The 12,267-nt window shown below is 68.8% G+C and carries 10 protein-coding genes; 3 read left to right on the plus strand and 7 right to left on the minus strand.

All coding sequences use genetic code 11. The annotated features are described in order from the left end of the window. Positions 1-12: 12 nt before the first annotated feature. The 3 genes from PX554_RS21175 to PX554_RS21185 form a co-directional block, all read right to left on the minus strand. Entirely contained in the window at positions 13-1,338 is a 1,326-nt protein-coding gene (locus PX554_RS21175; RefSeq protein ID WP_275504468.1) for an outer membrane beta-barrel protein, read from the minus strand. Positions 1,339-1,516: 178 nt separating this feature from the next. Next, on the minus strand, positions 1,517-2,092 hold the full coding sequence (locus tag PX554_RS21180; RefSeq protein ID WP_143023411.1) for a polysaccharide biosynthesis/export family protein: 576 nt from the start codon (positions 2,090-2,092) through the stop codon (positions 1,517-1,519). 251 nt (positions 2,093-2,343) lie between these two features. After that, positions 2,344-3,114, minus strand: coding sequence for a TylF/MycF/NovP-related O-methyltransferase (locus PX554_RS21185; protein ID WP_275504469.1), 771 nt, complete (start codon positions 3,112-3,114; stop codon positions 2,344-2,346). A 324-nt stretch (positions 3,115-3,438) separates the two neighbouring features. On the opposite strand from PX554_RS21185, the gene PX554_RS21190 reads away from it, so the two are divergent. Then, positions 3,439-4,731 (plus strand): DUF1972 domain-containing protein, encoded by a 1,293-nt coding sequence (locus PX554_RS21190; protein ID WP_275504470.1) that lies wholly within the window; start codon positions 3,439-3,441, stop codon positions 4,729-4,731. On the opposite strand, the gene PX554_RS21195 is transcribed toward PX554_RS21190, so the two are convergent. Genes PX554_RS21195 through PX554_RS21210 form a run of 4 tightly spaced genes read right to left on the minus strand, consistent with a single transcriptional unit; the run spans position 4,654 to position 9,828 of the window. Further along, positions 4,654-5,859, minus strand: coding sequence for a glycosyltransferase (locus PX554_RS21195; RefSeq protein WP_275504471.1), 1,206 nt, complete (start codon positions 5,857-5,859; stop codon positions 4,654-4,656). The two genes, PX554_RS21190 and PX554_RS21195, sit on opposite strands and share 78 nt — an antisense overlap. Beyond that, positions 5,856-6,917 carry a glycosyltransferase family 4 protein gene (locus PX554_RS21200; protein ID WP_275504472.1) on the minus strand — a complete coding sequence of 354 codons (1,062 nt, stop codon included), beginning with the start codon at positions 6,915-6,917 and terminating at the stop codon, positions 5,856-5,858. Before PX554_RS21200 ends, PX554_RS21195 begins: the two co-directional genes overlap by 4 nt. Beyond that, a complete protein-coding gene (locus PX554_RS21205) occupies positions 6,914-7,801 on the minus strand; it encodes a DUF6492 family protein (RefSeq protein ID WP_275504473.1) in 888 nt (295 codons plus the stop codon). Before PX554_RS21205 ends, PX554_RS21200 begins: the two co-directional genes overlap by 4 nt. After that, positions 7,798-9,828, minus strand: coding sequence for an acyltransferase family protein (locus PX554_RS21210; RefSeq protein WP_275504474.1), 2,031 nt, complete (start codon positions 9,826-9,828; stop codon positions 7,798-7,800). Before PX554_RS21210 ends, PX554_RS21205 begins: the two co-directional genes overlap by 4 nt. Before the next feature lie 338 nt (positions 9,829-10,166). Here PX554_RS21210 and PX554_RS21215 point away from each other — a divergent pair, with 338 nt between their 5' ends. Beyond that, complete coding sequence (locus PX554_RS21215; RefSeq protein WP_275504475.1) at positions 10,167-10,841, plus strand: response regulator transcription factor; 675 nt, start codon at positions 10,167-10,169, stop codon at positions 10,839-10,841. Further along, positions 10,831-12,198 (plus strand): sensor histidine kinase, encoded by a 1,368-nt coding sequence (locus PX554_RS21220; RefSeq protein WP_275504476.1) that lies wholly within the window; start codon positions 10,831-10,833, stop codon positions 12,196-12,198. The genes PX554_RS21215 and PX554_RS21220 overlap by 11 nt, the downstream gene beginning before the upstream one ends. Positions 12,199-12,267: the final 69 nt, after the last annotated feature.

The raw sequence follows: 12,267 nt of genomic DNA on the forward strand, positions 1-12,267 counted from the left end.
CCCCGGAAAGTATTAGATCCGGAACGTCAACCCCACCTCGCCCCGTACTTCGTCATATTCGTTACCCAGCGTCACAACGCTACCCGCTGACGTCGCGCGTTTGCTGTAACTGACCGAGCCATCTACCACCACCTTCCGCGATGACAGATACCGGGCACCAGTCCCGAACCGATATCCGCTCCCGGTTTGCGTGGTGCGGACATAGCTCTGGCGCGTATATTCGCCTGTGGCGTTGATGAGTATTCCTCGCCAGATCTCGCGATCGACGCGCGCGTTTACGCGATTATTCCAGTAGGCACCGCTGACACCGAGGTTGGTGATCTCGATCGATCGACGCGCACCTAACGTCACGGTGGTCAGACGCGTGGGGAAGATTTCGAGTTGCCCTTCGAACGACACACCGCTGACGGCTTTGTAAAGCGTGGCCAGAAAAGATTGATGGGTATAACCGATCCCCAATGAACCCCGCACTTTACCCGGCAGATCGAAATTGATCCCGCTGAGCGCGCGATAACCGTTTGAATCAAGATTGGGAACGCCCGGGCTCAGTTCGGTCCTGAAGGCCTGATTGGCAAACGAACCCTGCACAAACACGGCCAGACTGGGCGATAGAGCATATTCGAACTGTCCGGTCACGCGCGCGATGTTGCGGTCGCGGTAAGATTGATCGCGCGTTTCGCCAGTGAGCAAAGGTATCGGCTGGTAGCGAAACAGCGCATAATCCGCTGATATTGTTGTTCGAGTCCGCCCGACTTGATTGACCCCGCGCACGCTCAGAAAATCACGCCGGTATCGTGACAGCGCCGCGACGATCGGCGTGACCTCGCCGGTGAACTGGCTCTCGTTCGCTTGCGACGAAATCTCCTCGATCGTCACCGAACTGAACCGACCGAGATCCACCCGCCCGCGCACGTCGCTCTGCCATGTCGACTCATTGCGGCGCGATTCGCCAATATATTCGCGGAACGTGGCGGTCCCCGATACCGCCAGCTCATGACGGCTCCACCGCGAAATCAGCGTCGCGCTGGGGGTGGTGGAGATGAAGGCCGAGGCGGTCGGTTCGGCGGTGTAATAGGTGTTGCTGGTCGCGCCCCCGCCCGACTGGATCGAGGGCAGCAGGTTGAACGACCCGACGCGGATGCCGACCGGATCGAACGCGTGCCGCGGCAATTCGGTCACGCTCTGGTTGCGTCCGCGGTTGAAGCCCGGCGGGATCACCGGCGGCAGCAGCAGCGATTCGCCCACCTGCGCGCGCGCCGGCGCGATCGCGCAGGCCGGCACCGCCGCGCACAACAAGAGGCGCCACCCCCGGTTCACCGATTTGGCGGAGACGGTCATGATTCGCCGCACGCTCCCGCGCTGCGGCAGGACGGGACGCGCACCGAAGCGCCACGCGCCCGGCCGGCGCGATGGTATCTTCCTTCGGGAGCCAAACGCCATCCCATCAACCCGCGTCCCCCTGAACGATCGTCACCGCGCATGCGGCCAGACCAGCACTCCCGATCTCGAACGCAAGTCAGAAGAAGCGCTCTCCGACGCGGATCGTATCACCCGGATAGACCCGCAGATCCGGCGTGAGCTGGTAATTTTCCTCGACCGTCGCCCCCTCGCGCCGGATGTGGACGATGTAGCGGTCGGCGCGCGGGGTGAAGCCCTGCGCGGTCGCGATCGCGTTGAACGCGGTCAGCCCGATCGCATAGGGGAACTGGCCCGGCGCGGTGACTTCGCCCAGAATGAAGAACGGCCGGAAGCCGGTGACCTCCATGTTGACCTGCGGGCTGCGCAGATAGCCGTCGCCGTAGCGCGCCTGTGCCTCGGCGGCGACTTCCTCGACCCGGCGCCCCACCGCCGGCGTCTCGCCGATCAGCGGCAGCGCGACCGTGCCGTTCGGGCCGACCGTGAAGTCACCCGACATGTCGGGTTCGCGGAACACCGTGAGGCGCACCTTGTCGCCGATCCCCAACCGGTAATCGGTGACGACGGCGCGATTGGAGACGTAGCGATCGCCGGTCGATATGACCTCCGCGCCCTTGCCTCCGCACGCCGCCAACATGGCGCAGGCGCACAACAACATCGCTGATCGGATACCCACTTAAGCTCCCTTCACACGGCTCTGCGGCGCGGCTTGTGCTGTGCAACATCTGGCACAGGCGGGGCGGTCAGGCAATATGCCCGGCCGGTTCGCCGCGCCGTTCGTCGCGCGACGCCGCCCGTGTCCGCCGAATTTCGATGACATGCCGCGGCGCATCTTTGAACACCGCCGACGATATGCGCGAACATCTTCCGACGATATTCGGCGCCGTCGCGTTTCATTTACAACGTTTCCGGGCACCGCAGGCGCCATCAGTCGGCCATGCCGCGCTGCCGCATGATCATCGCGGTGCCGAGCCGATCGTTGAGCGGCCAGGCGAAAAGCCCGCGCGCGGCGAAGAACCGGTCGACCGCCTCCGCCGCCATCGGATAGCGTTTCGAGCGATAATCATGCACCAGGATGATGCCGCCCTCCACCATGCGCGGCCAGAACGTCTCGAGCGCGGCGGTGATCGGATCGGCGAGATCCATGTCGATGTGCACCAGCCGGAAGCGCTTGTCCTCAAGGCCCGCGAACGTGTCGGGGAAGAACCCGACGCGAAACGCCAGCCCCTCGTCGCTGCCGCCCGAGATGCGCTGGCGCACCAGATCGAGACTGGTGTCGCGGAACGCGGCCTTCTCCATGTCCTGCGACAGCCGACCGTCGGCGAGATCGCGCTCGTCGAAGCCTTCGAACGTGTCGAAGCAGTAGAGCGTCGTGCCGGCCGCGCGGCGCGCCCAAAGGATCGAGGCGGTGAGCCCGCGATAGGTGCCGAGTTCGGCATAATCCCCGGCGGGCAGCTTGGCGACGTGATCGAGCGCGATGTGGAAGTTCAGCACGCGGTTGCCGTCGCGAATCGACTTGCCCGCTTCGGCCGAACGCAAGGCGTTATAGGATTTCAGCGCGTGGAGGCTCGCGCGCAGCGGATGTCCGGGCGCGAGATCGGTGTCGACCGCCCCGCCGGGCGAGACCGCGCTGACGATGTCGGATCGCAGCCGGCCGAGCCGCCGCCGCGCCGCCCCCAAGGTCGAGCGTCCAATCACCTATCGCACCTCCGCAGCCGAGCCATCGCCGCCTTAAAGCGCAAAGTGATGACCGGCCAGCCGATTCCGCAATGCAGCGCATTTCTTCGAAGATGATGAAAATGCCATTTACCCATTTGACGTGCGCAGAACCGGCAAGCATAAATGCGCCCGCCGATGAGCGTCCGTGTGCGGCGTGTAGAATCCGCGTCTCAGTTCCTCTCGGTATCCACACATCGCAGTGCGCGAATTCTGCGCGGAGGTGATCGTTTTGGAGCACGTGTCTTTTGCGCGCGCCGCCGCGCCGTGTCTTTTGCAAGCCGCGTCCTCGCACGGTGCGCGGGCATGACCGGGCTGGTCCGCCGGATCGGGCGCGCGGGCGCGCACGCCTTCGACGAAGAGGATCATGCCGCGTTGGCATGGCAACCGCGCCGGGTCACGGCGTCCCCGCGCCGCGCGGCGCGCTCGCTCATCATTCTCGGCATTCGCGGCGTGCCGGCGACGCACGGCGGGTTCGAGACCTTCGCGGACCGGCTCGCGCGGCATCTGCGCGGGCGCGGGTGGGACGTCACCGTCTATTGCCAGGGCTCGCCGACCGGCCGCCGCGAGGAGGATCTGTGGGAGGGCGTCCGCCGCATCCACATCCCCGTCCGCGCGCGCGGGCCGTGGGGCACGGTCGAGTTCGACATGCGCGCCGCGCAGGACGCGCTGAAACGGCCCGGCACGATCCTGACCTTGGGCTACAACACCGGCTTCCTGAGCGCCTACCTGCGCCTGCGCGGGCGCGTGAACCTCGTCAACATGGACGGGCTGGAGTGGAAACGCGCCAAATATCGCGCGATCACCCGCGCCTTGCTGTGGGTCAACGAGCGGCTCGCCGCCTATTCGGGCAATATGCTCATCGCCGATCATCCCGCGATCGCGGCGCATCTCGCCACCCGCGTGTCGCCCGTGAAGACGACCGTAATCCCGTATGGCAGCGATCGGCTGCTCGATATGTCCGCCGCGCCGCTCGCCGGATTCGGGGTGGAACCCGGCGGCTTCTTCACATTGATCGCGCGGCCCGAACCCGAGAATTCGGTGCTGGAGATCGTGCGTGCCTTCTCGCGCCGGCGCCGCGGCCTGAAGTTGCTGGTGCTCGGCGCATACGATCCGGCCATCCCCTATCATGCGGCGGTGCTGGACGCGGCGGGGCCGGATGTCGTCATGCCCGGCGCGGTCTATGATCGGCGGATCGTCGATGCGCTGCGCGTCCACAGCATCGCCTATCTGCACGGGCATCAGGTCGGCGGGACCAACCCGTCGCTGGTCGAGGCGCTCGGCGCGGGCAATGCGATCATCGCGCATGACAATCGCTTCAATCGGTGGGTGGCGGGCCGGGCGGCGCTCTATTTCGCCTCGGAGGAACAGATTTTCGATCACCTCAACCGGCTCGTCAGTTGCGAGGCGTTGCGTGCGGAATTGCGCGCGGCGGCGGTGACGCGCTGGCGCGCGGCCTTCACCTGGGACAAGGTGCTGTCGGGGTATGAGGAATTGATCGAGGCGTGGTCGCGGCGCCGGTCAGATGCCCGCGACGCGCGCGATCAGCGCGGTCTGTTCGGCGATACCATCTTCGCCGAACAGCCGGCGTACGGCTGATCGCCCGGCGGGCGGATAGGGGTCGGCGAGCGCGGCGATCACCGCCTCGGCGAAACGCGCGGGGTCGTCGTGGACGCGGAACTGCCCCGCCACCTCCGGCCCGAAGCCTCGCGCGCCGATCGCGGTCGTCACGATCGGCGCGTCATAGCGCAGCATGTCAATCGATTTCACGTTGACGCCGCTGCCCGACAGGATCGGATTGACCAGCACGCGCCCGTTGGCGAGGATGGCGTCCGCGCTCGGCGCGTTCGCGATCAGCGTGATATCGGGCGCGCCGGCGAACAGCGCCCGCGCCGCCGGGCTCGGATCGGCACCGGCGAAGACGCAGCAGATGCCGGGGCGCAGCGCGCGCAGTCGCGGCATCACCGCGCCGACGAACCACGCGATCCCGCGCAGATTGTTGGGCAGGCGCAGATTGCCGATATAGGCGACGTCCCAGCGCTTGTCGGCGGGCGGCAGGATCGTGACCGCGCGATCGTCGGAAAACACCGTCGGCGCCCAGGACACGCGCGCGATGCCGCGCCGCTGCCAGTACGCGACATCGTCGGCCGAGATGTCGAACGTCCACGCCGCGCGCCCGATCAGGCCCGCCTCATAGCGCTCGAGCCCGAGCCGCGCGATCGTCCACGCGCCGCGAGATCGCAGGTCGCGCGCCGCGCCGGCCTGCTGCGCGAAATAGCGATGCTCGATATTGTGGCCGCGCACGATCACCGGCACGCCGCAGGCGCGCGCGAGCGCCTCCCCCGCCACGCCGCCATAAATTCCGTCGAGCACGATCGCGGCGGGATCGAACGCCCGCGCCTCGGCGATCAGTCGCGCGTGCGTGGTCGCATCGGGCACGCGCGCGGCGACATGGCTGGGGTAGCGCCACAGCCGCGCCAGCCGCCGTGCGAAGGCGGCGGCGCTGTGCGCGATCGGCAGGACGTCCACCGCCTCGAACACGTCGCGCAAAGCATCGACATCGGCGGCGCTGGCGGGGGGGTCCAGCGGCGAGCGCCAGCAGACCAGCCGCAACCGCCAGCCGCGCGCGGCGAAGCCGCGCCAGCGCTGATATTGGTCGACCTTGTGCCCATAGGTCGGCGGGTACGGCAGATCGCTGGTCAGCACGATCAGACGCTTGCCGCTCATCGCGCGTCGATCGCGGCGAGGAAGGCGTCGGCGGCGCGCGTCCAGCAGAAGCGTTCGGCCTGCGCGCGCCGCTGCGCCGCATCGGGCGCGGGGATCGGCGACGCGCCGAAATGCCCGGCGATCTGCGCGGCCAGCGTCGTCACCGCATCCGCCGCCTCCGGATCGAAATAGCGGACCAGATCGCCACCGACCTCGGGCAGCGCGGTGCGGTTCGAGGCGATCGTCGGGATGCCGAACAGCGTCGCGTCGAGCAGCGGCAAGCCGAACCCCTCGGCGGCGCTCGGATAGACGAACAGGCTCGCGCCCCGATACAAGCCGATCAGCTCGGCCTCGTCCACGCGGCTGCGCAGGTCGATCCGCGGGTCGCACGGCGGCGCGAAGGCGAACCCCGCATCGACCGCGCCGACGATCACCAGCCGCACGTCGGCGAGATCGGCCTTGCGAAACGCCGCGATCAGCAGCCCGACATTCTTGCGCCGCTCGATCCGCCCGACGCTCAGGATATAGCGCGGCGTGGCGGGCCGCGCGCCGGCATAGGCCGGCGTGGCGAACGACGGCCCGTTCAGCACCACCCGCACCCGCTCGGGCGGCAGCCGGAAGCGCGCCAGCACCGCCGCGCGCGTATGCTCGCTGACCGCGAGCACCACGCGCGCGCGCCGGATCGCCAGCGTGCCGAGCACCCGCATCCGCACCCGCATCGCCAGCGGGAAATGCCGCGGGTGCGTCAGCGGCAGGATATCGTGGACGAACACGGCATGCCGCCCGGCGAGCGGGGCGATATATTGGAACACGCCGATGGTGACCCCGTCGCGCCGGAACAACCGGGGAAAGTCCAGCAGCCGGCGCACCGCCCCCAGCGCCGGCAACGCGACATAGTCGAACGCCGCGACGCCGATCGCGGCGCGCGCCGCCGCCGGATCTTCCGTATAGACCAGCAGGCGCGGCGGGTCCGGCCGGCCCCCCAGCGCGCGCAGCAAATTGGTCAGCGTCGAGCGCGTGCCCTGATATTTTCCGGTCAACACATGCGCATCGACGCCGATCGTCACGCGCGGGCTCATGCGCGCGCCGCCAGCGCGGCGATGATCCGCTCGCGTGTGTCGGGGCTCAGCCGCTCGGTCGATTGCAGCAGCACGCCGATATGATGCGGCTGCCAGTCCGCCACGAAGCGCGCCGCCTCACCGGCCTGCGACAACGCGTAATTCCACGAATTGAGCGTCAGGCTCTCGGGCGTGCGGGCATGGCCGGCATCGGGTTCGACATGATCGATGAACACGCCATACGCCATATATTCCGAGAACAGCGGCGCGCGCGCGACCGCCACTTGCCAGGCGAGCCCGGTCACCTGCGCGATCCGCGCTTGCAGCCGCAGCATGGTGTCGCGCCGCCAGGAGACGATGTTGCCGACGTAGTCCGCGCCATAATAGTCGCGCGGCGCGATCCCGAGCAGCCGCCCGACCACCCGGCCCCACGCGGCCTGGGCCGGCTGGTCCGCCCCCAGCCCCGGCTTGTGGACGAAGCGGATCGCGTCGCCGTGGCGGAACCGCGCGGCGTCCAGGGGGCGCAGCAGCCGCACGTCGCTGTCGATGAACAGCAGCAGGTCGGCGTCGCAGACCCGGTCGGCGCTCAGCTTGACGATCTGCTGGATGATCCAGCCGCTCACCCGCCACCGGCCCGGCGCCATCCACCATTCGCGCACCGCCCGGCCGCTGAACGGAAGCCGCGCCGGCAGCGGCAGCTTGACGAAGCCGCGCGGCAACACCGCCTCGATCGGCGTCACCGTCCGGCGCGGTCCGTTCAGGTCCGCGAACAGCCGGTACTGGCCACGCGGCACGACCAGATGATGGTGGATGTCCGCCGCGACGAACCGGTCGACCGACGCGCACAGCGCACGCACGATCGCCAGATCGTTGCGGTAGGTCGGCGTGATGATCGCCGCGCTCATCGGTCGAGCACGCCGAGGAAGCCCGGCACCAGCAGCCGGTCGCCCGCCGCGCTGAGATGATGCGTGTCGTAATAGAGCGGCGCGCCGTCCCGGTAGCCGTCACAGGCGCGCGCGTCGCACAGCAGCGGCAGCGGATCCCACAGCCGCGCGCCGGGCAGCGCGCGCGTGATCGCGACGAGCGCGGCGCGCGCGCGGGCGCGGCGGCGCTCGGCCTCGGCGCGCGGAACGTGCCAGCCGGGCCGGCAATAGCCGCTCCCCCGGTTGAACCCATCGGCGCAGCGGAACAACGCGCTCGGCATCACCGGCTTGGGCGCCTCGACGATGATCGTCACCCCGCGCGCGATCAGCGCGCGCAGCCGCGCTTCGGACGCCGCGATCCGCGCGCGATCGAGCGGCCGCTGCGCGCCAAGGCCCGCGTCGCGCGGAACGTCGGCATCCCACAGCTTGCGGTAGAGCGGCGTGTAGAGCCCCGGCAGGAACACCACGTCGCCCGGCCGCGCGGCTGCGCGCACCTCCGCCAGCGCGCGCGCGCGGAACGCGGCGCAGCCCGGCGGCAGCGCGCCATCGTCGATATCGATCACCCGGCACCCGCCCGCCGTATAGAGGTCGACCGGCATCGCTCGCGCGCGCGCGACGGTGTGGAGCAGCAGCGCATAGGCGCCTGCATGCGAATCGCCGACCACGAACAGCCGCCGCGCGTCCGCCGCCGCGCACGCCGGCCGATCAGCGATCCGCCAGCCGATCCCAACATCTGTGGTGCGCCGCACGACCGGGCAGGTGCCCTCCACCGGCACGAACGCCGGATCCCACACCGCCGCCGCGTTCGACGCGGCGAGGCCGATCCGAGGCTTGGCATAGGCCAGCCCCAGGCACACCGCAGCGACCGCCCCCGCCACCCCTGCCACGCCAGCGAAGAACACCGGCGCGGGCAGCGCCAGCAGCCGGCGGTGATGCCGCAGCGGCCGCTCGACCCAGCGATGGCTCGCCACCGCGAGCGCGGCCATCAGCGCCACCGCCAGCGCCTTGAGCGCAAGCGTGTCGAGCCCGAGCGTCCAGCGCATCAGCACCACCACGCCCCAATGCCACAGATACAGCGAATAGCTGATCGCGCCGATCGCCTCGGGCGCGCGCGCGCCGAGCATCCGCGCCGGCCAGCCGCCGCCGCCGCCGCGCCACAGCACCGCGAGCAGCACCAGCGTGGCGAGACACGGCAACAGCGCCCCCGGCCACGGGAACGCATCCTCGCGCGTCACCACGAAACTTGCCGCCAGCGCCGCCAGCGCGCCCGCCGCCCACAGCGCGCCGCCGCGCACCGCCAGCCCCGCCCCCAGCCAGCGCAGCAGCGCGCCGATGCCAAGCTCCCACAGGCGCGCCGGCAGCAGGAAGAACGCGCCCGCGCGCCACGCCTGCGTCAGCCACCCCGCCGCCGCCAGCGACAGCAGGCACGCCAGCGCGACCACACCGACCGGCGCCCGCCGCGCCCGCCCCCGCAGCCACCACGCCGCCGCCGGGAACAGCAGATAATATTGCTCCTCCACCCCCAGCGACCAGGTCTGGGTGAAGCCGTTATAGGCGCTCGCGGTCGCGAAATAGTCGCCCGCCTTCCACAGCAGCGCGAGGTTGCTCAGCCCGAACACCGCCGCCGCGCCGGTCAGCGCGACAGGGCGCGTGCCCTCGCCGCCCGGCATCAGCAGCATCCCAACGAGCGCCACCACCAGCACATACACATAGAGCGCGGGCAGGATGCGCAGGCAGCGCCGCCGGTAGAACCCCGCGCAATAGGCCCCGAACCGCTCGGCCCGTACCCCCGCCACCGAATGCGCGACGACGAACCCCGAAATCACGAAGAACACATCGACCCCGACGAACCCGCCCGGCAGCCAGCGCGGATCGAGGTGGAACGCCACCACCGCCAGCACCGCAATCGCGCGCAGCCCGCCGATCCCGGCGATACGCACGCCCCGCGCGCCCGCGCCGGCCGCCACGCCGCCCGCCCCGCCCTCGGCCACCAGGATTCCGTCGCGCAAAGATCAGCCCCCCAATCTTCACGGGCGAGCCTAAGCCATTCGCCCTAGGGCTGGCGAGCGAAGATTACGCCCGTGCAACCGAAATGTGGAGGCTGGCCTGGCCTCCGCCGTGACCCAACAATCGACCGGTCACGCTAGTCGGACGCTGCCTAGAACCCGTATAGGTTCATAAATGCCGACAAAGTCCCGCTCGGCTATGCCGCCGGCCCGATTGCAGACAGAAGCACCTTCAACAGAGGGATTGTCGCCAAGTGCGGATTGAAGCAACGACGATGTGATTTGTTGCGCGTCGAGGACGGCCGCGCGGCCTGGCCCCACGTGGACGCGGAGAAGAGTTCATGGCGCGTATTCTCGTCATCGAGGACGATCCCGATACCGCGGGGCATATCACCGCGACGCTTCACGCGCACGGACACGATACCATCCAGGTTGCGGACGGCCGACGCGCGCTTGAAAAGCTGCTGTGCGAGCCCTTCGATCTGGTTACGCTCGACCGCATGTTGCCCGGGCTCGACGGTCTTGCCTTGGTCGCATCGCTGCGCGAGCGCAGGGTGATGATCCCGGTGTTGATGATCAGCGCGCTAAGCGATGTCGATGAGCGGATCGCGGGGCTTCGTGCGGGCGGGGACGATTATCTGGTCAAGCCGTTCGTGCCCGACGAAATGGCGATGCGGGTCGAAGTTCTGCTCCGCCGGCGGCAGGGCGCGGCAGACACGGTGTTGCAATCGGGGGGCGTCGCGCTCGATCTCGTCCGTCGCGAGGTGACGGTGGACGGCGCGCCGGTGCGGTTGCTCCACATGGAATTCCGCTTGCTCGAGCTGTTCCTGCGCCACCCGGGCGACACACTGAGCCGCCGCATCATCTTCGAGCAGGTGTGGGGTTACCATTTCGATCCCGGCCCCAATCTCATCAACGTCCACATCGCGCGGCTCCGCAAGAAGCTGGACCGGCCGGAGCGCCCGTCGGTAATCACCACGATCAAAGGCGAAGGCTATCGGTTCGATGCCGCTTGAACGCTTGCGTCTAAGCGAAATCCGCAAGACCAGCACGTTCCGGCTGACCGCCTTGCTCGGCCTGGTGTTCGCGCTCGGCTTGGTCGTCCTGCTCGGGCTGATCTACGGCCTGTCCGCACACGAGCTCACCGCGCGAAGCGACCGCATCCTCCGCCTGGAAGCGGATCGCCTCAAGGAGGTGTCGGCGGAGGCGCTGCCCGATCGCATCAACGCCGAGATCCGCCACAACGCCAGCGGCTTGACCCTGTTCGGCTTGCAGTCCCACGCTGGCGAGCATGTCGCCGGCAACTTGCGCGTTTCGCTCGACCTGCCGTTCAACAGCCCGGTCAACATCAGCGAGAAGCCGGGCGCGCACGGCCCGCTGCGCGTACTGGCGATCCGCGCGACGACGGGCGAGACCATCCTGATCGGCCGCGACATCGCGCCGATCGTCGATCTGCGCCACCGCATGCTCATCATGCTGATCGTCAGCGGCGCGGCGATGACGCTGCTGGTGCTCGGCACGGGCTTTCTGCTGAGCCTGGCGCCGCTTCGCCGGGTCCGCGATCTGCAAGCGGCCAGCCGCGAGATAGCAGCGGGTCGATTGGACCGGCGCATGCCGATCAGCAAGCGCGGCGACGAGCTCGATCTGTTCGCCGGGACGGTCAACGCGATGATCGAGGAGGTCGAACGCGTGGTCGCACAGGTGAAGGGCGTCACCGATGCCATCGCGCACGATCTGCGCACGCCGCTGACGCACGTGCGCGGGCACTTGCAACATGCGATCGTGCTTGCGGACGCCGACCTGCGGCTGGTGGAGCTTGCCCAGGCGGCAACGGCCGACCTCGATCTGGTGCTGGAGCGATTCGCGGCGTTGCTGCGCATCTCCGAGCTTGAGGCGAGGGGACGCCATGCCGGTTTCGCCACAGTCTCGGTCGCGTCGATGCTCGCGGCAGCCTATGACTTGTACGAGCCGCTCGCCGAGGATGTCGGCGTGCGGCTGCATCACGTCGCAACACAGGACGCGACGATCACCTGCGATCCCAAACTGCTGTTCGAAGCGATCAGCAATCTGCTCGACAATGCCATCAAATTTACCGGCGCGGGCGGCGAAGTCTGGCTCTCCAGCGAGATGACAGGCCAAGCCCTTGCCATCGCGGTGCGCGATAACGGTCCGGGGCTGGCAGCGGACGAGCGCCAGGCGGCGCTGCGCCGCTTCTACCGGGGCACCGATGCCGCCGGCATTCCCGGTACCGGGCTTGGCCTCAGCGTGGTCGCGGCGATCGCCCATCTGCACGGCTTCGACCTTGAACTCGGCGATGCACGGCCGGGCCTCATCGTGCGGATTCGTTGCCCGATCGCCGCGCCGGCGGACTGACCGGACGCAACCGCGTACGCCCGGCGAGGTGAAATTCATTTAAGATGCGCCGCAGCGCAGCGGCTTTAG

Origin of the sequence: Sphingomonas pollutisoli, from assembly GCF_029167165.1 — a bacterium.
In the GTDB taxonomy this organism is placed as follows: Bacteria; Pseudomonadota; Alphaproteobacteria; order Sphingomonadales; family Sphingomonadaceae; genus Sphingomonas; species Sphingomonas pollutisoli.